The 21,796-nt window shown below is 68.1% G+C and carries 21 protein-coding genes; 8 read left to right on the top strand and 13 right to left on the bottom strand.

The window, feature by feature from the left end; all coding sequences use genetic code 11:
- Position 1 precedes the first annotated feature (1 nt).
- Both GOALK_RS10795 and msrA read right to left on the bottom strand, forming a co-directional pair.
- The gene (locus tag GOALK_RS10795) at positions 2-1,075 is read right to left on the bottom strand and encodes a winged helix DNA-binding domain-containing protein (protein WP_006358851.1); all 1,074 of its coding nucleotides are present in this window, start codon (positions 1,073-1,075) and stop codon (positions 2-4) included.
- A 1-nt stretch (position 1,076) separates the two neighbouring features.
- Positions 1,077-1,790 (bottom strand): peptide-methionine (S)-S-oxide reductase MsrA, encoded by a 714-nt coding sequence (msrA, locus tag GOALK_RS10800; RefSeq protein WP_006358852.1) that lies wholly within the window; start codon positions 1,788-1,790, stop codon positions 1,077-1,079.
- A 174-nt stretch (positions 1,791-1,964) separates the two neighbouring features.
- Here msrA and GOALK_RS24035 point away from each other — a divergent pair, with 174 nt between their 5' ends.
- On the top strand, positions 1,965-2,117 hold the full coding sequence (locus tag GOALK_RS24035; RefSeq protein ID WP_006358853.1) for a hypothetical protein: 153 nt from the start codon (positions 1,965-1,967) through the stop codon (positions 2,115-2,117).
- Positions 2,118-2,315: 198 nt separating this feature from the next.
- Positions 2,316-2,945 (top strand): superoxide dismutase, encoded by a 630-nt coding sequence (locus tag GOALK_RS10805; protein WP_006358854.1) that lies wholly within the window; start codon positions 2,316-2,318, stop codon positions 2,943-2,945.
- 78 nt (positions 2,946-3,023) lie between these two features.
- On the opposite strand, the gene GOALK_RS10810 is transcribed toward GOALK_RS10805, so the two are convergent.
- Positions 3,024-3,776: an energy-coupling factor transporter transmembrane component T family protein gene (locus GOALK_RS10810; RefSeq protein ID WP_006358855.1), complete on the bottom strand. Its 753-nt coding sequence runs from the start codon at positions 3,774-3,776 to the stop codon at positions 3,024-3,026.
- Entirely contained in the window at positions 3,773-5,893 is a 2,121-nt protein-coding gene (locus GOALK_RS10815) for an ABC transporter ATP-binding protein (protein ID WP_157139149.1), read from the bottom strand. The genes GOALK_RS10810 and GOALK_RS10815 overlap by 4 nt, the downstream gene beginning before the upstream one ends.
- A 178-nt stretch (positions 5,894-6,071) precedes the next feature.
- Here GOALK_RS10815 and GOALK_RS10820 point away from each other — a divergent pair, with 178 nt between their 5' ends.
- The 3 genes from GOALK_RS10820 to GOALK_RS10830 all read left to right on the top strand — a co-directional run bounded on the left by GOALK_RS10820 (position 6,072) and on the right by GOALK_RS10830 (position 8,346).
- On the top strand, positions 6,072-6,593 hold the full coding sequence (locus GOALK_RS10820) for a hypothetical protein (RefSeq protein WP_006358857.1): 522 nt from the start codon (positions 6,072-6,074) through the stop codon (positions 6,591-6,593).
- 148 nt (positions 6,594-6,741) lie between these two features.
- Positions 6,742-7,464, top strand: coding sequence for a TMEM165/GDT1 family protein (locus GOALK_RS10825; protein ID WP_035754202.1), 723 nt, complete (start codon positions 6,742-6,744; stop codon positions 7,462-7,464).
- Between the two features lie 120 nt (positions 7,465-7,584).
- Positions 7,585-8,346 (top strand): SDR family NAD(P)-dependent oxidoreductase, encoded by a 762-nt coding sequence (locus GOALK_RS10830; protein ID WP_006358859.1) that lies wholly within the window; start codon positions 7,585-7,587, stop codon positions 8,344-8,346.
- On the opposite strand, the gene GOALK_RS10835 is transcribed toward GOALK_RS10830, so the two are convergent.
- From GOALK_RS10835 to GOALK_RS10845, 3 genes are all read right to left on the bottom strand, one after another.
- A complete protein-coding gene (locus tag GOALK_RS10835) occupies positions 8,343-9,563 on the bottom strand; it encodes an MAB_1171c family putative transporter (protein ID WP_035754201.1) in 1,221 nt (406 codons plus the stop codon). The genes GOALK_RS10830 and GOALK_RS10835 overlap by 4 nt on opposite strands.
- Positions 9,554-10,066, bottom strand: a complete 513-nt coding sequence (locus GOALK_RS10840; protein WP_006358861.1) for a hypothetical protein — start codon at positions 10,064-10,066, stop codon at positions 9,554-9,556. Before GOALK_RS10840 ends, GOALK_RS10835 begins: the two co-directional genes overlap by 10 nt.
- A gap of 182 nt (positions 10,067-10,248) precedes the next feature.
- Entirely contained in the window at positions 10,249-10,824 is a 576-nt protein-coding gene (locus GOALK_RS10845) for a helix-turn-helix transcriptional regulator (RefSeq protein WP_040004141.1), read from the bottom strand.
- 346 nt (positions 10,825-11,170) lie between these two features.
- On the opposite strand from GOALK_RS10845, the gene GOALK_RS24225 reads away from it, so the two are divergent.
- Entirely contained in the window at positions 11,171-12,064 is an 894-nt protein-coding gene (locus GOALK_RS24225; protein ID WP_232283163.1) for a hypothetical protein, read from the top strand.
- Positions 12,065-12,087: 23 nt separating this feature from the next.
- On the opposite strand, the gene GOALK_RS10855 is transcribed toward GOALK_RS24225, so the two are convergent.
- Positions 12,088-13,734, bottom strand: a complete 1,647-nt coding sequence (locus GOALK_RS10855) for a TM0106 family RecB-like putative nuclease (RefSeq protein WP_006358864.1) — start codon at positions 13,732-13,734, stop codon at positions 12,088-12,090.
- A 116-nt stretch (positions 13,735-13,850) separates the two neighbouring features.
- Between GOALK_RS10855 and GOALK_RS10860 the strand changes: the two genes are divergently transcribed.
- Entirely contained in the window at positions 13,851-14,543 is a 693-nt protein-coding gene (locus GOALK_RS10860) for a DUF6474 family protein (RefSeq protein WP_006358865.1), read from the top strand.
- Positions 14,544-14,641: 98 nt separating this feature from the next.
- Positions 14,642-15,223 carry a hypothetical protein gene (locus GOALK_RS10865; RefSeq protein WP_006358866.1) on the top strand — a complete coding sequence of 194 codons (582 nt, stop codon included), beginning with the start codon at positions 14,642-14,644 and terminating at the stop codon, positions 15,221-15,223.
- Positions 15,224-15,227: 4 nt separating this feature from the next.
- Here the strand turns inward: GOALK_RS10865 and GOALK_RS10870 are convergent, their stop codons facing one another.
- The 5 genes from GOALK_RS10870 to GOALK_RS10890 all read right to left on the bottom strand — a co-directional run bounded on the left by GOALK_RS10870 (position 15,228) and on the right by GOALK_RS10890 (position 21,775).
- Positions 15,228-16,628, bottom strand: coding sequence for a fatty acid desaturase family protein (locus tag GOALK_RS10870; RefSeq protein ID WP_006358867.1), 1,401 nt, complete (start codon positions 16,626-16,628; stop codon positions 15,228-15,230).
- A gap of 83 nt (positions 16,629-16,711) precedes the next feature.
- Positions 16,712-17,809: a ferredoxin reductase gene (locus tag GOALK_RS10875; protein WP_006358868.1), complete on the bottom strand. Its 1,098-nt coding sequence runs from the start codon at positions 17,807-17,809 to the stop codon at positions 16,712-16,714.
- A gap of 246 nt (positions 17,810-18,055) precedes the next feature.
- On the bottom strand, positions 18,056-18,904 hold the full coding sequence (locus GOALK_RS10880) for an alpha/beta fold hydrolase (RefSeq protein ID WP_006358869.1): 849 nt from the start codon (positions 18,902-18,904) through the stop codon (positions 18,056-18,058).
- Between the two features lie 38 nt (positions 18,905-18,942).
- Complete coding sequence (locus GOALK_RS10885; RefSeq protein WP_040004123.1) at positions 18,943-20,163, bottom strand: PQQ-dependent sugar dehydrogenase; 1,221 nt, start codon at positions 20,161-20,163, stop codon at positions 18,943-18,945.
- 58 nt (positions 20,164-20,221) lie between these two features.
- On the bottom strand, positions 20,222-21,775 hold the full coding sequence (locus GOALK_RS10890; RefSeq protein WP_006358871.1) for a succinic semialdehyde dehydrogenase: 1,554 nt from the start codon (positions 21,773-21,775) through the stop codon (positions 20,222-20,224).
- Positions 21,776-21,796: the final 21 nt, after the last annotated feature.

Genomic DNA, 21,796 nt, shown 5'->3' on the forward strand with positions numbered 1-21,796 from the left:
CTCAGGGAGCAGAGAGGAACGCGCGCAGTCTCTCGACCTCGGCGTCGATCTCCCGTTCCTCGGTTTTCGTGACCTCCCGCAGCATCTCGATCCGTATCCCGCCGTCGCCGTCGAGATGCCATGTGCCGACGAGGAATCCGTCGGCGAAGACGAACCCCGGCGAGCGGCCGTTGGGTGTCACGGTCCGCCGGAACAACTCCGGGTCGGCGACGCGGACACGGTCGGCCGAGACGCCGATGACATGGTCGAACGGCGCCACGAGTCGGGCCGGGGCGGGAGTGTCAGGATCGGCGAAGCCGAGTCCGTCGAGATCGTAGAGGGTCTCGCCGTGCGGACCGGTCAGCCGGACGAGTTCCCAGTCGGCCTCCATCTTCTCCACGAGTGACCTCAGGCCGGTCATGCCCGCCCACGTCTGGATGGCCTTGACGGTGGCGGGCCCGAAACCGCGGAGGTACAGGCGGATCAGGTCCGCCCGCGCGTCCTCGCCCTCGACCGCCGGTGCACCCGGACCGGCCCATTCGTCGAACAACCGGTAGGTGGGCGCCCCGCGGCCCCGCCAGAGTCCGCGCGGCGGTACCTGCACGAGTGGGAGTCCACAACGGGCGATCCCGGTGAGGGTGGACGGGTTCTCCGCCGGATGCCGATGCGCCAGTTGCGTTCCCAGGTCCGTGCCGGAGAGTTCACGGCCGGTCAGGAGTTCGGCGGCATCGGCGATCACCCGCGACGGATCGGCCTCCACCAGCCTCGGGACGTGCGCCTCGGCGATCTCGCGCCGGAGGATCGGCTCGGCGAGCGGCCGTATCCACCGGGCATCCTCGGCGTCGATGAGGAACACCGTGGAGCGCAGCAACGCGATCCGCACGACCTCGCGCTCGGTGAGCAACTCGTCGAGTTCGGCCGGATCGAATCCCTCGACGCGGGACCACAATCCGAAGAACGCGGCACGCGGGTCCTGGGATTGCATGCCGACGCATCGGTCCAGCACCTCGATCGCGTCCTCGTCGACGCGTTCCAGCAGGTGCTGGCGGGACAGCAGGGTGCGGTTCCACTGCCGCAGTGTGATCGGCTCGGACACCTCAGGCGGGGTAGCCGATTCCGGTCGCCGCGTGGCAGCGATAACCGTGCGGGTTCTTCGCCAGGTACTGCTGGTGGTGATCCTCCGCGTAATAGAAGTGTCCGTCGCCCGCGGCGGCGAGAGGCTTGATCTCGGTGGCGATGGGGCCGAGACCGGCGGCATCGAGCGCGGTCTGGAACTTCGCCGCCGACTCCACGACGATCGCGGCGTCGTCGTCGGAGAGGGTGTAGACCGCCGACCGGTACTGGGTCCCGATGTCGTTACCCTGACGCATCTCCTGGGTCGGATCGTGCGACTCCCAGAAGATCTTGAGGATTCCCTCGAGGTCGATGACCGTCGGGTCGAAGACGACGAGCGTCGACTCGGTGTGGCCGGTGCGCGCGGTGCAGGTCTCCTCGTAGGTCGGGTTGGGCGTGTGACCACCCGCGTAACCGACCGCGGTCGTGTGCACGCCCGGGACCTGCCAGAAGATCTCCTCGATCCCCCAGAAGCAGCCACCCGCCAGGATCACCGCGGACAGACCGTCGTCGAAGGAGCCGATACCGCCGTTGCCGAAGGAGCCGTCGGCCTCCGGCCGCCCACGCATGGGGGTCTCCAGGACCAGATGGACTCCGGGGACCGTGATCTCGGTGTCGCGTCCGGGTAGTGCGGAGTCGGCCGCGATGAGTTCCTGCTTGTGCGAACTGGCGGCGAAGAGCTGGTCTAGCCAAGACATGCGCCAAGTCTACGCGCGCCGCCGGCCGTGTCCTGCTTCCCGAGTTGAGTCAGCCGTCCCAGTCTGTTTATGATGGCGGTCACATCCCGGCATGTGACACCTGTCACGTACAGCCGAAGGCCCTCGGGCCGCCGACGCCGGAATGCCGAGCCGATCCGCTGATGAAAGGCGACAATGGCGACGCACGCGACCGGAGACTATCGAGGTTCCCTCCGGACTCCGCGCGGCGCACCGCGCGCCAACTACGACGTGGCGAGAAGCTGCCGCACCATCGCGATGAGCATCGTCGCACTGCTGGCCGTCATCGTTGCGCTCGCACTGATCTGAGCCGATCCCGGCATCTCGCCCGCGTGGACCGGCGTGAACGCCCGCCCGTGATCTTCAACCGCACTTGATATTTCTTCGGGCCTGTTTGTTGCAATCACCCATGGTGTGGGGAAGGCTGGAACCATCCGCGTGGCGCCGACACAATCGGCGGACCCACGTGTGAACAGGGAATACGAAAGCACCTCAGAGAGGAACATCGTGGCTGAATACACCTTGCCGGATCTGGATTACGACTACGCGGCACTGGAGCCGCACATCTCCGGCAGGATCATGGAGCTCCACCACAGCAAGCACCACGCGACCTATGTCAAGGGCGCCAACGACACCCTGGAGAAGCTGGCCGCGGCCCGCGAGGACGAGAGCATCGCCGGAAAGGTCTACGGACTGTCGGCCACCCTGTCCTTCCACCTGGGCGGCCACACCAACCACTCGATCTTCTGGAAGAACCTGTCGCCCAACGGCGGCGGCGAGCCCGAGGGTGACCTCGCGGCTGCGATCACCGAGCAGTTCGGTGGCTTCGACAAGTTCAAGGCCCACTTCACCGCCGCCGCCACCACCCTGCAGGGTTCGGGCTGGGCGATCCTGGGCTACGACACCATCGGTGGCAAGCTGGTCATCCTGCAGCTGACCGACCAGAGCGGCAACATCCCCGCCGCCATCATCCCGGTCGTCATGCTGGACATGTGGGAGCACGCCTTCTACCTCGACTACCAGAACGTCAAGCCGGACTACGTCAAGGCTTGGTGGAACGTGGTCAACTGGGCCGACGCCGGTGAGCGTTACGGTCGCGCGAAGACCCAGGGCAACGGCCTCATCGTGCCTGCCTGATCCTCCCTTCGCCAGATACCAACGGCGCCGGTCACCTTCGGGTGGCCGGCGCCGTTCCTGTTCCGCGGGAGCGGGAGATCAGAGGATCAGCGTCACGGCGACGGCCACACCGCAGGCGATAGCGATCACGATGAGCGCCAACAGATCTGCGCGGCCCGGGCGGGCCGGATGAGCCGTGAGCCGACCGGTACCGCCGCGGGCGGTGATCGCCTCGGCCATCTCCGCGCTACGGCGGAGCGCCGACGACATGGCGGCCGTGATGAGATCCATGATCCCCATCTCCGCCGACGGATGATCACTGCGCCCCTTTGCCGTCGGCCGCAGCTTGTGCGCGGCGCGCAGCATGCGCAACTCCTCGATCAGCAGCGGAAGACCCCTCAGGCACAACGCGATTGCGACGGCCCACTCGTCGACGGGTAGACGCAGCCGCCGGAGCGGTCGCATCAACCGGGCGATCGCCGGTGCGACGTCGGCCATCGGGGTGGTCCAGATGACAAGGATCGAACTCGCCACGAGGACGAGTGCGAGGGTCACCGCCCGGAGAAACACCAGCCCACCGTGCAGGCCGGCGAACGAGACGTTGAAGGCGACGCCGACACCGATCAGTCCCCAGAACCACCACGGCGGACGGGGGATGGCGCCCAACGGGATCCCGGCGATCAGGGCGGTGAGGATGACGATCGCGGCCACCATCCCCAGTGCCGGCCACGACGGCAGCACCCAGGTCATGATGCCGAGGATCAGCACGATCACCAGCTTGGTTCCCGCCCACAACCGGTGGACGAAGGAATCGCCGGGGACCTGCCGCAACGGAACCGTGCGCATGGTCATGGGGCACCTCCGTCCCAGCCGGACGGCTGATCGGCGTTCTGATGTGTGTCGGGCAGCAACCGCCCGTCGACGAGCCGGACCCGCCGGGTACACACCGAGTCCAGCGATTCGAAGTCGTGCGAGATGATCACGATGGTCATGCCCTCGGCACGCAGACGCGCGAGGAGCGCGACGATCTCCTCCCGAGCCAAGGGGTCGAGACCCGCGAGGGGCTCGTCGAGCACCAGCATGTCGGGGTTGCGGGCGATGAGCCCGGCGAGCACGACGCGACGCATCTGCCCACCCGACAGTGAATCGACCTTGGTGGCCGCCATCTGCCGGGGCAAGCCGACGAGTTCGAGGACGCGGGCGACCTCGGCGGTCCCGACCTTCTCGCCACCGGCCGCCATGATCTCGTCGGCGACGGTGACCTTCTGCAATTGCAGGCGGGCGTGCTGGAAGCCCAGCCCGACCGCGCCGACATGCTCGGTGACCGGCTCCCCGGCGTCGTAACCGGCTGCCGGAGTCGACTTCACGGAGGTGTCGAGCAGGTGGCACGTTCCGGTGCGCGGCGACAGGAGGCCCGCCATGATCCAGGCGAGGGTCGTCTTGCCCGACCCGTTGCCGCCGACGATGAGCAACCCCTCCCCGCGGTACACGGTCAAGGTGACGTCGGTGAGCGCGACGACCTCCCAGGGCGAGCCGGGCAGATGCGCATATCCCACATGGTCGAGCACCAGCAGCGGCCCGCCGATGTGCGGGCCCGGCGCCGCGAGGGACGTCGACGATCCGGTCGGAGGAGCGTGGTCGAGGTCGGCGTGCGGGTCCGGCATCCAGTGCGGCGGATGAGGGACCACGCGACCGGCCTCGAGATGGATGACGCGATCGGCGGCCGCGGCCTCGCTGCCGCGGTGGGTGATCAGCGCAACCGCGATCCCGCGTCGGGCCGGTAGCGACGCCAGCAGGTGCAGGAGCTGCCCGCGGCCCTCCGGGTCGACCATCGAGGTGACCTCGTCGGCGATGAGCAGCTGCGGATCGCGGGCGAGTGCCGCCGCGATCGCCAGGCGCTGCTGCTGCCCGCCGGACAGGTCGGTGGTCTCGCGGTCGCCGAGACCGGTCAGCCCGACCTCGGCAAGGAGAGCCTCCACGTCGACGTCGGCATCCGGCGGCAGACCCCAGACCACGTCGTCGGCGACGCGGGAACCGAGCATCTGGATCTCCGGCCGTTGCAGGACGAGCGCGGTCCCGCCGTGGACGCCCAGCCCGGCGAGACCCGGGCGGTGCACGACACCGGTGGTCGGGGCGCGACCGGCCAGGATCTTCGCGAGCGTCGACTTGCCCGAACCGTTGGCGCCGACGACGGCGACGAACTCGCCGGGGTCGATGCGCAGGTCGATGTCGTGGAGGACCGGTCTCGCGTCCGGGCTGTAGGCGAAGCCGACACGTTCGGCGACGATCGGCAGCGGCGCGACGTCGGTTGCCGTCGATGCCGGACCGTCGGAGGTGAGCGTGTCCTCGCTGGGGACGTCGCGAAGTCGCGCGATGACGCCACCGAGAATCCACCACGCGGCGAGCAGCGAGATCGCGGTGCCGACGGTCCCGGAGATCCAGATCCACGCCCACCAGTGACTGGCGATGCTCCGGCTCATCGAGTCGAGGGCGTTGCCCACGACATCGGTGGGTCCCCACCCGCGCAACCACTTGGCGACACCGTGGAGGGAGTTGGTCATCGCCTCGATGGTCAGCTCACGCAAGGGCACCAAAATAAGGAGGATCAGGACCGAGACCCCGCCGAGGAGCGGCGAGGCCACCAGCGTGGCCAGTCCGAGCGTCCCGAGCCCGCGGCGACGTCGCTTGAGGTCGCCGACGATTCCGCCGATCAGCGCCGAGCCGAGCACGGTGGCCATCGCGCCCGTACCCGCCATCGCGAACGCGACCGCTGTCGTCGCCACGGTGGCGGTGAGCAGTGCACGCGGCCGAGTGCGGGCTGCGATGAGGGCGAGAGGAACCGGTGCGAGCAGCCCGGCCGCCTGCGCCAGCGGGATGACCGAGGCGATGACCACCGCGGCGACGGTCAGGCCACCGAAGATCGCGACGGACGCGAACTCCATCGGACGCAGCGGGTGCGAGTTCTTCACCGGTCCAGTGTGCCTGGGCACCGGAGCCGTCGGTCGATCGCATGTAAACGAACCGTCACAAGACGGTGGTTCGGGTTGTCCGTTTCGTCCCCGCGGTGGATTCTTTTCACACGGGTGATCTTCGGCGGTCCTGGGTCTCAATGACCAGGTCTCCCACCCGGATTGGAGGTAGGACACGATGCAGTCGATTCCGATCGGACTCACCCCGTTCCAGCATGAGGGCACGCTGAACGGAATCCTCATCTCGGGCCGCTGGCCGGAATCCACACTCGAGTGGACACAGACCCTCGTCGGGTCGGTGCGGATCGCATGCCGGCCCGGCTTCCTCCCGACGACGACGATCTTCGGCGTCGTCGAGCAGCGTCCGCCGCACGGCGGTGAGGACACCGTCGGGATGATGGTCGCGATCGGGAACGTCGTCGACGACAGCTTCGTCGAGGCCGGCAGGTTCCTGAACAATCCCCCGGCGCTCGTCATGCTGCACCCGCCGTCGCAGACCCGTCCGTCGTTGCCGGAGTGTTCCGAGGTCGCCTCGGGTTGTGTGCTGCTGCCCGGGCTCCCCGAACTCGGACTCGAGCACCGGGCCGGGTGGGCCGAGGCGGAGGCCGACGGGACCGTGGTGAACCTCCGCAACGAGGTGGGCATCGACCCCAATGCCGACCCGGACACCGCCGTGCTCGCCATGCTCCTCGCAGCTTAGGGCGCCGAGGCCTCGCGAAGGCCCAGAGGCGGTTGCCCGCACGCGGCAATCCGGGTGGCCGAACTTTAGTTTTTGTGCCCCCGACCTGCATGGATACGGGCTACTGACGAGTTGCATTCGCCAGTTAGGGCTCACTAACCTGGCGTCTGTGATTGCTGCCCTGCTCCTCAGTTTCGGCGTGATCTTCGTCGCCGAACTGGGCGACAAGTCACAACTGATGGCGATGACCTACGCCCTGCGGTACCGCTGGTGGGTCGTCCTCCTCGCCATCACCGTCGCCACCACTGCGGTACACGCCGTCTCGGTGTTCTTCGGTCATTTCCTCGGGATGTCGCTGCCGACCGATCTGATGTCGGTCCTGGCCGGCCTCGCCATGCTCGTCTTCGGCCTGTGGACGATCTACGGAGATCGCCTCGACGACGAGGAGCAGAACCGCGCGACGCGAGTCGGCGCCTCGGTGTTCCTCGCCGTGATGTCGGCCTTCTTCCTCGCCGAGCTCGGCGACAAGACCATGCTGGCCACCATCACACTTGCCACCGACCACGACTGGCTCGGCGTGTGGATCGGTTCCACCGTGGGCATGGTCGCCGCCGACGCCCTGGCGATCGGCGTGGGTGTCCTGCTCGGGAAGCACCTTCCCGAGCGTGTCATCGCGATCGGTGCGGCCGTTCTGTTCTTCGGTTTCGCGGTGTGGCTCACCGTGACCGGCCTGACCGGGGCGTCGACCCCGATGATCGCCGCGACGGTCACCGCGATCGTCGTCATCATCGGAGTGGGGACGTTCCTCATCCACCGCGACCGTCGTCTCCGCGCCGACTCCGATACCGAAGCAGCCGTTCCCGAGCGTTCGCTCGGTGGACACGAGGGCTGAACGCGGGCGCCACGCAGCAGCTGACTATCGTGAACGTGCACCCCGCGCCGGTGCACGTCGTCCACTTCACCGGGACACGGGTCCGGCGGCAATCGGTACCGCGAAAGGACTACTACACCCATGGACGTTTCAGGCGCTTCCGTTCTGGTCACCGGCGGGGCATCGGGCCTCGGCGCAGCCACCGCCCGTCGCTTCGCCGCCGCAGGCGCGCAGGTCTTCGGCCTCGACCTGCAGGCCTCGATCGACAAGGCGGCACCCACCGACGGCGTCACCCTGATCGCCGCCGACGTCACCGACGAAGCGCAGGTCCAGGGCGCCATCGACACCATCGCCGAGTCGGGCGCACCGCTGCGTGTCGCCGTCAACTGCGCCGGCGTCGGCTGGGCCGCACGCATCCTCGGCAAGAACGGCCCCCACGAGCTCGACCTCTTCCGCAAGGTCATCGACATCAACCTGGTCGGCACCTTCAACGTGATGCGGCTGGCCGCCAACCGCATGTCGGAGGAGTCCACCATCGACGGCGACGGCCAGCGCGGCGTCATCATCAACACCGCTTCGGTCGCGGCCTTCGAGGGCCAGATCGGTCAGATCGCGTACGCCGCGTCGAAGGGTGGCGTCCACGCGATGACCATTTCTGCGGCCCGCGACCTCGCCCGGATCGGTGTGCGCGTCTGCACCATCGCCCCCGGCACCATCAGCACCCCGATGCTGGCGGGTGTGACCCCCGAGTTCCAGAAGACCCTGGCCGAGGCGATCCCGTTCCCGCAGCGTCTCGGTGAGCCCGACGAGTACGCACAGCTGGCCGAGTTCATCGTCGAGCACAACTACCTCAACGGCGAGACCATCCGCATGGACGGCGCGATCCGGATGGCTCCGCGCTAGAGTCCCGATTCCTGGTCCTCGGCCGGGCGACCGATGGGCGCCACCTCGGCGTCCTCGGTCAGCAGCAGCTCCTCGGACAACCTGATCAGCGGTGCGGCATCCGCTTCCAGACCCTCGCCGTCGGCGGGGGCGAGGTCGCGGACCGCGCCGCTGATCTTGTCTCCGGCCCCGTCGGCCACCGCGCTCAACTCCGACACCGCGCTGCGCAGCAATCGAACCTGCACGTCGACCTGGGCATACTCGAAGACCGGCGGTAGATACGGACTGAGCTGGGTCAACGCGTCCCGCGTCTCGACCACGCGCCGGTGGAGCCGCGTCGTCGGCGACAACTGACCCGTGTCGGGCAGCACGACCTCCGGTACCGCACCGGTCACCAACCGCCACAACGGCAGGAGTTCGGTGTCGAGTCGGCGGCGGCGCCGGTTGGCCACGAGGGACTGCACCCTGGAGTAGACCATCGGATAGCTGATGCCCAGCAGGAAGGACACGACGCCGACGGTCGCCAGGACCCGGTTGGTGGTCACGAGCCACGGGGACCTCGCGACATTCATCGCACTGACCGCGACGAACACGATCTGCGCGATCGCACCGAGCGCCAGGAACCCGAGTCCGGCCATGAGCAGACCCAGCGACACTCGTAGGTATCCGTCGGCCGTCGCATAGAACTTCCGGACACTGTTGACGCAGGCCAGGAAACCATAGGCGAGGTATCCGCTCGCGATCAGCATGAACAGGGCGAAACCCCAGTTCTGGACGGTCCATTCGCTGATGGTCTCGGTCCGGATCTCCTCGGGGATCACCAGCATGGTGATCTGGAGACCGATGAGCGACGCGACGAGCGGCAGCGCCTCCCAGCCGGCGCGTCGTTCGCGGGACACCCGGTCGGGGAAGAAGAAGACCACGACGAGCGCGGCCACCCCGATCGCGAGGAGCGCGTAGAAGGCCACCCTCGACAGTCCGGCGAATCCCCTGGTGTTGAGCGTGGACGCCACCGCCTCGTTCACCACGACGAAGGCGACCGTCAACGACGCGACCGCGACCATCATCGCCAGCGGTTGGAGTCCCCATCCGGTACGGCGGATCTGGTCCAGTCGCCAGCAGAACGCGATCGCGAAGACCACGCCCGCCAGCGCATTGACGATGCCGATCCCCGCCTCGACACCCTGAGCGAGGACGAGGGCAGTGACGGCGTCGCCGGCCGACCCGGTCACAACCATCCGCGGTGCCCACCCAGCAGCCGCTGGAGGCCCCGGAGCTCGTCGTGCGCGGCAGTGCTCCCGACGCCGGTGCCGGCCTCCTCGGCCCAGGCGAGGATCATCGACGCCAACATCTCGGCCTCCCACTCGCGGTCATCGGAGTAACAGGTACGACGCAGTGCCGCGTCGGACGAATCCTGCGTGAGAGCGGCCAACCCTTCGACGGACACCTCGGCCAGCATCTGGTGCCCGGCGATGAGATGCCCGAATTCGTGGATGACGATCTGGTCGCGATGCAGCGGCGACGTGTTCGCCTGATAGAAGAAGTAGTCCGCGTCGGCAGCCGCCAACCAGATCCCGTTGGGCGCGCCACTGGGCAACGGATGGGCGAGCAGCCGAATCGGACGACCCCGCCGCTCGCCGTACCGGTCACACAACTGCGTGACATCCAGCGGGAGATCGAGATCGAGTCCACGCAACGTGGTGCGACACAGCACACGCAGAGCACGCTCGGATCGACGCATGTGCACAATCGAACCACGACTTCGTAAGGGCACGCGATGTGTGCCACCGACCGAGGGAACAGACGCCACGAGGTGGTCACCGGCTCGGACTGGTCTTGGGCCGACACCCCACGGCCCATACTCCTGTCCGACGCCCGGCGACCCGTGCGACGCGGTTTTCGGCCGTCAGGCCGAGAACCAGGTCAGTCCTCGCTCGTCTCCCCGACCACACGCAGACGCGAATCAGCCGACGGCTTCTCGTCGCTGAGTCCCGCCGCGATGACGTCCGGTGGGTCTTTCGGAAGACCCTGCTGCTCGCGCAGTACCTTGATCAGTTCGTTCACCACGGTGACCGAATCGCTCGAGAGGCCCGCAAGTCGGAATGCCGCCAACTGCACGTTGGTGTCCGCCTGCAACCGCATCAGATCGATCTCGTCGCGGGTGCGCTGCGCGGCCCGATCCTCGAGGAAGTAATGCACGTCGACCCCGAATGCGGCCGCGATCCCCTCGACGGTTCGGAACGACGGGGACTTCGCTTTCCCCGACCGCAACTGGCTCAGATACGACTCACCCAGACGGAATCCCCGTTCCGTCGACCGCGCCGCAATCGCCTTGGCACTGTATGCCCTCCCGTTCGGACCGGGAACGGTCCGAAAAAGCTCCTCGAGTCGCCGGGCGAACAACCCCGGATCGAGTGCATCCGATTCCTTCGCTCTCGAACGATCGGAGTCGGTGCGTCCGGTGTCGCCCATAGGCTTCTCCGCCCCTCCTGAAGTCATGACCATGTTCTCCGAAATGCGAAACTTGAATTTGCAAACATTAAAGCCCGCTGCACTCGGCCGTTGCAACGACCGGTACGGTCAGAACGTACCGGACCGTCGCACGCCATGCGTATCACCTGTGGTCATGATGTAACGAACGATAGTGTGGCGTTCTTCACACTTCGGGGGGTAACACGGTGTCGGCCTGCCGACGACACATGAACTGGAGGCCTGACCGTGATGCACTCGGGGTCATGAGGTCGCGCCCCGAACCACTGGATCTTGTACACAACTGTACTCCCGGAGCCGAACGATGACCCACCGCATTCCGGAGCCTCACGGCAACCGTCGGCGGCGTCGATCCGTGGCATCCGTCGGTGCCGTCCTCGCGATGATCGCGTTCCTCGCTCTCGCCCCCGGCATCGGCTCGACGGCCCCGATCGGCTCTGGTGACTCCGGACCCGGCAACAGCGGGTCGGGCGGCTACGGCGCGCACAGCGCCGACGACGACTCCGATGATGATGACGACGACTACGGGGCGTCACCCCCGACCGGCAACGGCACCCCGGGGAGCTCCTGGCACCACGGCCACGGACACGGACACGGCCATCACGGTCACGGCACCCCGTCGGGCACCGGAACACCGTCCGGGACCACGACGACGGGCAGTTCGGTGACCGGGTCCGCCGAGACCGGGCCACCTGACACCGGGAGCTCGACGACCGAAGCCTCTCCGTCGGAGAGCCCGGCGACGTCGGCTACCTCGACGACCGGGATCGTGATCCCCGTGCCGCCCGTGAACGTCTGGCCGAACGTGCCGCCGGCTCCGCAGGACCCGACCGGCGCCGACCCGTCACCCGACGGCGAGGGAACCCCGCCCCCACCCGCCGACGTCCCGACGGTCGCCGCCCCCAGCGGTCCCCCTGCCGCCGCGGCTCCCGGGGCATCTGCAGCAGGCGCGCCGGCAGGTGTGGGAGCCGCAGCTCCTCGCGCCGGCGAGACCACCCCGGATGCGGAGACGCCGGAAGCTGTTTCGACCGACTCGGACGAGTCCGAGTCCGCCGCCTTGGTGTCGAGTCCACCGGCACCGTCCGACGGTCCGGCACAGGCCCTGCCGAGTTCGTCCCCCGACACGATCCTGACGGGGGTCAAGAAGTTCCTGGTCGGCGTGGCCCCCGGTGGCCTGATGCTGCTCGGCGCGGTCGCCCTGTTCGGCAGCGGATCGTTCCTGGAGTCGCTGCGCACCCTGCGTTCCTGACGGTCGCCCGCCGGCTCGTCGGGTCAGTCGTCGGTCCGTGCCAGCAGATCCCGTTCGTGCGGGACGTCGTCGACGGCGCCCCCGGACATCCACTCCCGCAACACCTTTGTGGCCCGGACGTCGTCCTCGTTGTACTCCAGCAGTCGCTGCCGCTGACCGAGATCAGGGCGGCCGCCACCCAGAGCGACCGCGGCGCGGTACCACTCCATCGACGCCTCGCCGCTCGCGTCGTCGTCGCGCCACGCGAACCCGGCGACGGGCGCGACCCGTTTCAGTCCCTTGCCGCGGGGACAGATGAAGTTCTCGCCGACGGCCTCGTAGATGTCGACCCACTCGTCGGAGGCGATGAAGGCCTCCACCTCGCGTCGCGTCGGGATGCCGGGTTCGCCGGCGAACCGGTCGGCCGAGCCCAGCAGCCAACGGTTCTCGGCCTGTTGTGAGTAGCAGTACGCCGCGAAGGTCTTCCCGCTCTGCCGGGCGGCGAGCCGTTCGGCGGTCAGCCAGGCCCAGAACTCGGCGAACGACCTCGCCTCGTCGCGGGTGGGCAGCGGATCCCAGGTGACGAACGGCCGGTAGACCACCGGCTCGTCGGGCGCGGTGGTGTCGGTGCGCAGCGTGCCCCACAGGTAGGCGCCGTGTTCGCCGAAGCTCTCCATGTCGACGTCGACCTCGATGTCGGCGCGATACACCCGCGGGGTGTCGAGGCGCCGGACGAGTTCGGTTCCGGTCAGCCAGGCGATCGCACCGATCACCGCGTCGTCGAATCGTGCACTGCCCGGCCAGTTCTCCGGCGGATCTCCGCGCTGCGCGGCGAGCTGGTCGATCGTCGTGATGCCCGCCTCGATGAGTGCGGCGCCCTGGTTCCCGGTGGCGACGAGGGACACGTCGCGGACGGCCTCCAGTTCCGGGCCGCACTTCACCCACCACGGGCACGAGCGGCATTCGGCGACGCGTCGCGGTTCGGTCGGCACCTGCTGCGCCGCGATCGCCCGGCGCCGGTCCAGGACCTCGTTGTAGTCCTCGAGCATCGCACCGGTGTCGTGCACGACGATGCAGTCGGCGTCGACGCCGATCACCCCGCCGCGCAGGTCACCGCTCTCCGACGACGCGGCGCTGCCGATCTCGACCAGCATCGCGGTGAGCTGGGCGAGGCGCAGGGCGTCGCGCCGGTTGGGACGGCCGGTGCGATACGGATCGGGCGTGGGCGCCCACCCCCAGAGCGGACTGGTGACCAGTGTGGGCGGGCGGCTCGGATCCGGGGTGGTCTTCGCGGGCTGGGTGATCCGGTGATTGACGACGATGACCGGGACGTACCCGTCGCCCACCCTCACCAGGAGTTCGGCATGGCCGCGCCGCCCGTGTTCGACGTCGGTGGGCAGCGCCGCATTCCAGATCCACGCGACACCCGCGTCGCACGCCTTCATGGTGGCGGCGACCCGGTCCGCGGCCCTGGACTCCGGGTCGACGGCGACGAACGCACCCGGCTGATCGCTGTGGATGCCGCGGAGCAGTTCCCGGACCGCGGTCCGATGATCGGCCGCGGCCTCCTTGCGTCGCTGCACGCCGGGCGGGTCCGGTTCGGTACCGGGACGCCCCTCGTGACCGAAGTCGAGAGCGACCCGGTGCTCGCAACCCGCCAGATCGCGCGGCGACAACACCACAGAGGCCACGCCATCCCTTTCTCGGCTCGAGCAGTCGGACGCGTGGCCCCACCGGGCCACGTGTCATGCTTGTACTTGTTACCACGCCCGCAGCGGTCCACTCGGCAGCAGCGAAAGGTCATTCGATGGGTTTGTTCTCCTCCGACGGTAGGTCTCGCGCTCAGCGCCGCGCAGAGGCCAAGGCTCTCAAGACGAAAGCCAAGCTCGAGGCGAAGTTCGACGCCAAGCACCGGCGGAAGGAACAGAAGGCTCGTCGCAAGACCGAGCACAAGTACCTCCAGAAGGATCTGAAGGCGGAGCGCAAGACCGCCAAGCAGTTGGCGAAGGCCCAGGAGAAGGTCGTCAAGGCCGAGACCAAGAAGGTGAGTGCCGAAGCGAAGGCGGCCGCCGACGCCAAGGTGTTCAGCCCGGCCAGCGTCAAGCGGTACCTCTCGGTCGCTCGCCTCGTGGCGCCCATCGCCGTCCCGATCGCCTACCGCGCCGCGGTCGCCGGCCGCGCGCAGCTCTCGGCTCTGCAGGCCAGTCGTGCAGGTGTGTCGCCAGAAGTGTTGCGCCAGTTCAGCGGCCACGGCGCGGCGCTGTCCGCGCGGATCGCCACGACGCGCACCGCCCTGGACAAGGTCGTCGCTCAGGACACCAGCGCCGACGCCAAGGACTTCGTCGCGGCAATGACCCAGCGTCTGGACAACCTCGACATCGCGGTCGGCGCGGCCGAGACCATGTCCGCCGCACAGCGCCGGACGGCACACCAGTCGATCGACGACGAACTCGTCGCCATCGACGCCGACATCCTCGCGCGGCTGGGCGTTCGCTCCTGAACCTCTAAGATGGGTTCCACGCGTCGCGTCGGGGGTCCGCCCGGTGCGCACACCCCGGAAACACACGCAGGGCCGGGACTCACGCAAGGGAGCGCCGTATGACCGAGCAGGAGCCGAACGTCACGCCGTCCGACGGCGGTGCGAACAACGACGAACCTCCCCAGGAGTCGGCGGCGGCCGATCCCGGACCGGCTCAACCGGATGCGACGCCGGCCCCCGAGCAGGCGACCCCACCGAAACCTGCGCCGAAGAAGGCCCCGGCCAAGAAAGCACCCACCAAGAAGGCCGCGAAGAAAGCACCCACCAAGAAGGCCGCGAAGAAAGCACCCACCAAGAAGGCCGCGAAGAAAGCACCCGCGAAGAAGGCCGCCCAGAAGAAGGCGCCGGAGAAGAAGGCACCCCCAAAGTCGGTACCTCCCGTCACCGAGGTGCCCGTCGCCGAAACCCCGGCCGCCCCGGAGACCCCGATGCCGGCTCCCGCCCCCGCCCCCGCGCCGACACCGGCGCATCCGCCGGTTGACGTCGTCGCCGAATCCGATGCTGCGCGAGCCACTTTCGCCCAGCTGCGATCAGGTGCACCCACCGAGCCGCCGACGACCAACCTCCCCCCCGCTTACGCGGGGCTGGCGGCGGTCGTGGCGATGCTGGTGTTCGTGGTGCTGCGGCGCGTCCTGCGCTGAGGGGCTACCGCGGCGGCGGTGAGACCTCGACGCCGCCCGACTCGTGCTCGGGTCCGGCGTTCGGGTGTTCGGCGGGGAGCCGTCCGCGGAAGCGTGCGGCTTCGCTCGGACCCGGTTCCTCGCCCCGCGAGTGCGGCGGCCGGTGGTACGGTCCCGGCTTCGGGCGCGCCTTGCCGCCGGGGAACGCCAGGCGCGCGATGGTGCGGTGGACCTGGCCCCACTGTTGTCCGAAAGGTCCTGTGTTGTAAGGCAATCCGTAGCGTTCGCAGATGTCCTTCACCTTGGGTGCGACCTCTGCGTACCGGGTGCTCGGCATGTCGGGGTACAGGTGGTGCTCCACCTGGTAGCCGAGGTTGCCGCTGATGATGTGGAACAGCGGGCTGCCCTCGATGTTCGCCGCACCGACGAGCTGGCGGACATACCAGCCGCCGCGGGTCTCGTTCTCGGTTTCTTCCTTGCTGAATGTGTATGTCTGGTCCGGGAAATGGCCGCAGAAGATGATCGCGTGCGCCCAGACGTTCCGGATGATGTTGGCGGTGAAGTTCGCGGTCAGTGTTCGCAGGAAAGTGCTCTCCGCACCGGGCAGGACCTGATCGGCGAACTTCGCCGCGGCCTTCCCGCGCCGGCCGCCGCGGCGTCGGATCACGTTGCCGATCCGTGAGGTCGACGGCTGACGGATCGCCCCGCCGGTCGCGGCCTGGCTCAACAGGAATGCGCCCGCACTGATCGCCGGCCAGCCGACGTAGTCCTTCACGACCTGGCGACGCATCTTGCCCGCGATGCCCTTGAGGTCCTTGGCCAGCTCCGACATCGGCTTCTCACCGCGCCGGATCGCCTCGAGGTCGAGATCGTGCAGCGCGACACCCCACTCGAAGAAGGCGGTGAGCAGGACGTTGTAGAACGGCTGGAGCAGATAGACCGGATGCCACTTCTGGTTCGGGTCGATCCGCATGATCTCGTAGCCGAGATCCTTGTCCTTGCCGCGGATGTTGGTGAACGTGTGGTGGATGTAGTTGTGGGAATGCTTCCACGCCTCGGCCGTGGAGGCGGTGTCCCAGTCCCACACCGACGAATGGATGTAGGGATCGTTCATCCAGTCCCACTGGCCGTGCATCACATTGTGGCCGATCTCCATGTTCTCCAGAATCTTGGCCATACCGAGGCACGCCGTCCCGGCGACCCATGCGCCCCGCGAACGCGAGTTGAGCAGCACGATGCGTCCCAGCGCAGCGAGCTGGCGCTGGGTGGCGATGACGGTCTTGATGTAGCGCCGGTCGCGGTCGCCGAGGTCGCTGTAGACCTCGTCGTGGATGGCGTCGAACTCCTCGGCGAGCTTGTCGATCGTCTCCTGATCGAGGTGCGCCAACGGGTTGGTCACGCGCTGTCCGGAATCGGTGGTTGTCATAATTGTTCCTCCCGGTCAATCCTGACCTTCGGTCGACGGTGTAGATCCTGACCTTCGGTCGGTGGAGTAGGTGTGACGGCCGATCAGAGCTCGACGTCGACGTCTCCCTCGGCGGTGTTCACGCAGATGCGGATGCTCGATCCCTCCGGCGAACTGACCTCGCCGGTCCGCAGGTCCCGGATGCTCCCCTGCTTGAGAACCCCGGTGCAGGTGTGGCAGATACCGATCCGGCAGCCGAATTTCAGCTGCATACCGTTCTCCTCGCCTGCGACGAGGATCGGTTGGCCCGGCTCGCAGGTCACCTCGGTGTCACTGCGCGTGAACCGGACGGTGCCCCCCTCACCCTCACCGGCATTCCCGCCGATGATCGGCTGGAAACGTTCGAGATGGATCCGGTCGCCGACACCCTCGGACTCGAAATGCTCGACGAGGCTGTCGAGAAGCTCACGCGGTCCGGAACACATGGCCTGCCGTTCACGCCAGTCCGGACAGAGTTCGTCGAGGTCGGCCGCCTTGATCCGGCCGTCCCGGCTCGTGATGCGCAGCGTCAGGTCGAATCCGTCGTGCCGCTCGTCCATCGACTCGAGATCGGATCTGAACATCACCTGTTCGTCACTGTGCGCCGAGTGGATGGCGACCACATCGTCGACCCGATCGCGGTGGTCGAGGTCGCGGAGCATGCTCATGATCGGGGTGATCCCGCTGCCCGCACTGATGAACAGCATCTTCTCCGGCAACGGATCGGGGAGCGTGAAGACGCCCTCGATCTCACCGAGCCGCACGATCTCCCCCGGGCGCACGCGGTGGACGAGATAGGGCGAGACCGTCCCCTCCTCCACCAGCTTCGGCGTCACGCTGATCAGACCGTCACGCGGATGCGGATCGGAGGTCAGCGAGTAAGCGCGCCAATGGAACACGCCGTCGATGACCACGCCGAGACGGACATACTGCCCCGGTTGGTGACCAGGCCACTCGTAGCCCGGTTTGATCCACACCGTGGCCGCATCCGCGCCCTCGGGACGTACCTCGACGACCCGTCCGCGCAGCTCCTGCGTGGTCCAGAGCGGATTGATCAGCTCCAGGTAGTCGTCGGGGTGCAGAGGATTGAACAGGTGTCGGATCGCGCCGAGAAAACCTCGACGCAGCGGGGAGACCTTGGGTGCTGCGCCGCGCTCAGCCACGGAACAGCCTTTGTCGCAATTCGATTCGTGTCACGAGACCTCGCAATGGGTCGTCGGTTGCCTCTTGGTGCCCACGAGCTGCTTCATGGGTACCCTCCGAGCGATCTGAGTCTGACCCTACGACCTCTGGCGCCGCAGGGTGAGTCACTCGATCAGATCGGCTCACAACGGCCGTATTACCACCGGAAAGCCGCTTCAAACCCAGGTCGGGGCATCAATCCGGCCACGTTCTCCGGCAAGTGGGATCTATCGGGCAACGGACGAGTCGATGCACCTGCAGATCGCGACCGCCACGTCGTCGGGCCGGGATTCCGGGAGCCAATGGTCGGCACCCGGCAGGACGACGAAGTCGTAGGGAGCGTCGACCCACCCCGAGGTCAGTTGCGCACCGACCCTGCCGAGGGCGATGTCGCGGTCGCCCCACAGATATGACGTGGGCACCTTCACCTGCGCAGGCGTCGACCTCTTGTCGGGGATGGCCATCGCGCGGTACCAGCCGAGTGCTCCGGGCAGTGCCCCGTACTCGGCGATGTCGGGAACCACGCGGGAGGCGAACGGTTCCGGGAACCCCATCCGCACACCGAAATCCGGTCGCGTGGTCATCAACCGCCCGAGTAGCTTCTCCGGCAGCGCCGGGATCTGGAACGCCAACATGTACCAGGACCGGAGGATCTGACCGCGGGGCATCGCCTGCAGGAACGCACCGGGATGCGGGACCGACAGCGCGGTCAGCGTTCGCACCCGATCGGGGTGGTGGGCCGCGAGTGTCCACGCCACCGCCGCACCCCAGTCGTGTCCGACGACGTGCGCATCCTCGACACCCGCGTCGTCGAACAGCGCGAGCACGTCCGCCACCAACTCTCCCTGGACGTACTCTCGGCGCCGGGTGGGTCGCGCCCCGGGTGAGTAACCGCGCTGATCCGGAGCGATCGTGCGGAAACCCCTGGCGTGCAGACGCGGGGCGACGAGATCCCACGAGCGCGCTCGTTGCGGGAAGCCGTGCAGCAGGACGATCGGTTCGCCGTCGAGCGGACCGGCGTCGAGCACGTCGAAGGTGTACGCGCCGCGCCGGAACGTGGTCAGCCTGTCGGTCATCGCCGCACTCTCACACCCAGCGCGTCACCGCACACGCCTCAGTCCTCCCAGCGCACCCGCAGGATGCGGTCGGAACCGTCACCGTCACTCGTCGTCAGCACCAGGGACCCGTCGGGTGCCACGGCGGCACTCCGCAGACGGCCGTGCTTCTGCTCGAGGGCCTCGGTCTTCGACACGACGCGGCGTCCGTCGTCGGACAGCTTCAGGAAGACGAGCCGCTTCCCTTTCAGCGCGGTGAGGACGAGTCCACCGCTGTACGGGCCCCAGCCCGTGGCGGGAAGGAAGGCGATACCCGGCGTCGCGATCGTCGAGTCACCCGACGACCACACCGGCCCGATCGCGCCCGGGACGCGACCGGTGTCGGTCATGGGCACGGACTCGTCGTAGATCAGCGGGGTGCGGTCCGGCTTGTAGCCGTAGTTGCCGCCGGCGACGATCAGGTTCAGCTCGTCGTCCCGGGTCGTCCCCTGCTCGACCGCGTAGACGCGGCCACTGCCCGGGGCCACCGCGACACCTTGGACGTTGCGGTGGCCGAGGCTGTATACCGGGCTGCGCGGGTCCGGATTGCCCGGTGCCGGGGTGCCATCGCGCGTGATGTGCAGAACCTTGCCGCCCAGCGACTTCCGGGCTTGGGCGAACGACGGGGTGCCGGTGTCACCGGTGCCGACCCAGATGCTGTCGGGGGTGACGGCGAGTCCACAGCCGGCACGACTTCCCGAGGAGTTCACCGGGATGTTGCCGAGGATCGTCCGCTCGCGCGCCATCTTCGTCCAGTCCGCGCTGACCCGCCATGACACCACCTTGGTGGTCTGACCGGTCTGCGGCGCCGGGATGGGCGCACCAGCCAGCGGCTCCGGCACGGTGAAAGCGCCCGGCACGGCGTATTCGGCCTGACACGAGTACACCCGTCGGTTCTCGGAGAAGCGGGGGTCGATGGCGAGTCCCATCAGCCCGGCCTCGTGGAACGCGAAGATGTTCGACAGATCGGCCGTGACGTTGACGCGCGTCCCACCAGGGCGCACCGCTACGAACCTCCCCGCGCGCTCCCCGGTGAGCACCGTGCCGTCCGGTGCGACGACGACGCCCCACGGGATGGTCAGCCCACCCGCGACGGTCGTCACCTTGAGCGGCGCCTGGGCGTGAGCCGCCGGGGCCCCGACGACCATCCCGGCGATCGTCGCCGCTGAGACCATGACCGCCGCGAGCCCGCGCGCCGGCGATCGACTGTGCTTCCTGCGTTCACGACGTGTCGGGGTCACAGAAGTCACGGTAGCCACGACGCGGTGCCGGGTTGGGGCGAAACGGTGAGATCGAGATCTAACGGCCGGGCAGGTACTTCAGCGCGCGCACCGCGGTCGGCGTGATGGCCCGGTAGATGTTCTTGGGGACCAGCGGGGCGCGGTCGATGCCGATGAAGCGCTGCTCGGCGATCGTCTGTGCCTCGGTGTATTTGAGCAGGCCCTCTTCGCCGTGGCGTCGGCCCACACCGGAGATGCCCATGCCACCCATCGGCGCGGCGGTCGACGCCCAGGCGGCGGCGTACCCCTCGTTGATGTTGACGGTGCCGGCCCGCAGCCGTTCGGCGACGGCCTGGGCCTCGGCGCTGCTCCCCGCGAAAACGCTTGCGTTGAGCCCGTACTCGGTGTCGTTGGCGAGCTTGATGGCCTCGTCCGTGGAGTCGACCGGGTAGATCGAGACGACCGGCCCGAAGGTCTCGTTGCCGTAGCAGACCATGTCGTCGGTGACATCCGTCAGAACCGTCGGCTCGAAGAAGAACGGGCCGAGATCGGGACGCCGCTTGCCGCCGGCGAGGACCTTGGCACCCTTCGCGACCGCGTCCTGGACGTGCGCCTCGGCGGTGTCGATCTGCGCGGCCGACGCCAGCGAACCCATGTCGGCGGTGAAATCGTAGGTGCCCGAGAGCTTCATCATCGAGACATAAGCCGCGAAACGCTCGGCGAACTCGTCGGCGATCCGCTTGTCGACGTAGATCCGCTCGATCGAGATACACAGCTGACCGGAGTTGGAGAACGCGGCGCGCGCGGCGCCTTGCACGGCGTTGGCGATGTCGGCGTTCGCGGTGACGACCATCGGGTTCTTGCCGCCGAGCTCGGCCGAGAAGCCGATCAGCCGACGACCCGCCTGCTCGGCGAGGGTGGCGCCGGTGGCCGACGACCCGGTGAACATCACGTAGTCGGTCGAGGCCATGATCGCCTGGCCCACGACGCCGCCCGGTCCCGGGACCACGGCGTACAGCTCCCGCGGAAGACCCGCCTCGTAGAGCAGTTCCGCCAGCGCCAGAGCGCAGTACGGGGTCTGGCTGTCGGGTTTGATGACCACACCGTTGCCGGCGACGAGCGCCGCGACCGCGTCGGACACGGCCAGCGTCAGCGGGTAATTCCACGGACTGATGACACCGATGACGCCCTTGGGCAGATGCCGCACCCGGACGCTGGTGGCGCCGGGCAGCATGCCCTTGACCTTGCGGTCGGCGAGCAGCTTGGGTCCGGTGGTCGCGTAGTGGCGCGCGGTGATCGCGACGTCGATCACTTCTTCCTGCGCGTAGATCCGGGCCTTGCCGGTCTCGGCCTGCGCTATGTCCATCAACGACTCGGAGTTGCGGAAGACGAGGTCGGAGAACTTGTCGATGACCTGGGCGCGTTCGGCCGGGGTCCGGGCCGCCCACCCCTGCTGGGCCTGCCGGGCGCGGGCGACCGCGGTCTCGAGGTCCTCTGCCGTCGCGACCGGGATGGTGGCCATCTCGGAGCCGCTGAACGCTTCCAGCACCGGGCGCGTGGGACGACTCGCGGCGTCGTCGATCGCGACGAGGGCTCCGAGACGGGTGAAGTAATCGGCGGTGGGCTTCGGCATTTCGGGTCTCCTCAGTGCAGG

Origin of the sequence: Gordonia alkanivorans NBRC 16433, from assembly GCF_000225505.1 — a bacterium.
GTDB lineage: Bacteria > Actinomycetota > Actinomycetes > Mycobacteriales > Mycobacteriaceae > Gordonia > Gordonia alkanivorans.

What these genes read in the sequence shown, in the direction of transcription:
- msrA (WP_006358852.1), bottom strand. Translation starts at nt 1,790, where the DNA reads ATGTCTTGGCTAGACCAGCTCTTCGCCGCCAGTTCGCACAAGCAGGAA.
- GOALK_RS24035 (WP_006358853.1), top strand. Translation starts at nt 1,965, where the DNA reads ATGGCGACGCACGCGACCGGAGACTATCGAGGTTCCCTCCGGACTCCG.
- GOALK_RS10810 (WP_006358855.1), bottom strand. Translation starts at nt 3,776, where the DNA reads ATGACCATGCGCACGGTTCCGTTGCGGCAGGTCCCCGGCGATTCCTTC.
- GOALK_RS10820 (WP_006358857.1), top strand. Translation starts at nt 6,072, where the DNA reads ATGCAGTCGATTCCGATCGGACTCACCCCGTTCCAGCATGAGGGCACG.
- GOALK_RS10830 (WP_006358859.1), top strand. Translation starts at nt 7,585, where the DNA reads ATGGACGTTTCAGGCGCTTCCGTTCTGGTCACCGGCGGGGCATCGGGC.
- GOALK_RS10835 (WP_035754201.1), bottom strand. Translation starts at nt 9,563, where the DNA reads ATGGTTGTGACCGGGTCGGCCGGCGACGCCGTCACTGCCCTCGTCCTC.
- GOALK_RS10840 (WP_006358861.1), bottom strand. Translation starts at nt 10,066, where the DNA reads ATGCGTCGATCCGAGCGTGCTCTGCGTGTGCTGTGTCGCACCACGTTG.
- GOALK_RS10845 (WP_040004141.1), bottom strand. Translation starts at nt 10,824, where the DNA reads ATGACTTCAGGAGGGGCGGAGAAGCCTATGGGCGACACCGGACGCACC.
- GOALK_RS10860 (WP_006358865.1), top strand. Translation starts at nt 13,851, where the DNA reads ATGGGTTTGTTCTCCTCCGACGGTAGGTCTCGCGCTCAGCGCCGCGCA.
- GOALK_RS10865 (WP_006358866.1), top strand. Translation starts at nt 14,642, where the DNA reads ATGACCGAGCAGGAGCCGAACGTCACGCCGTCCGACGGCGGTGCGAAC.
- GOALK_RS10870 (WP_006358867.1), bottom strand. Translation starts at nt 16,628, where the DNA reads ATGACAACCACCGATTCCGGACAGCGCGTGACCAACCCGTTGGCGCAC.
- GOALK_RS10880 (WP_006358869.1), bottom strand. Translation starts at nt 18,904, where the DNA reads ATGACCGACAGGCTGACCACGTTCCGGCGCGGCGCGTACACCTTCGAC.
- GOALK_RS10890 (WP_006358871.1), bottom strand. Translation starts at nt 21,775, where the DNA reads ATGCCGAAGCCCACCGCCGATTACTTCACCCGTCTCGGAGCCCTCGTC.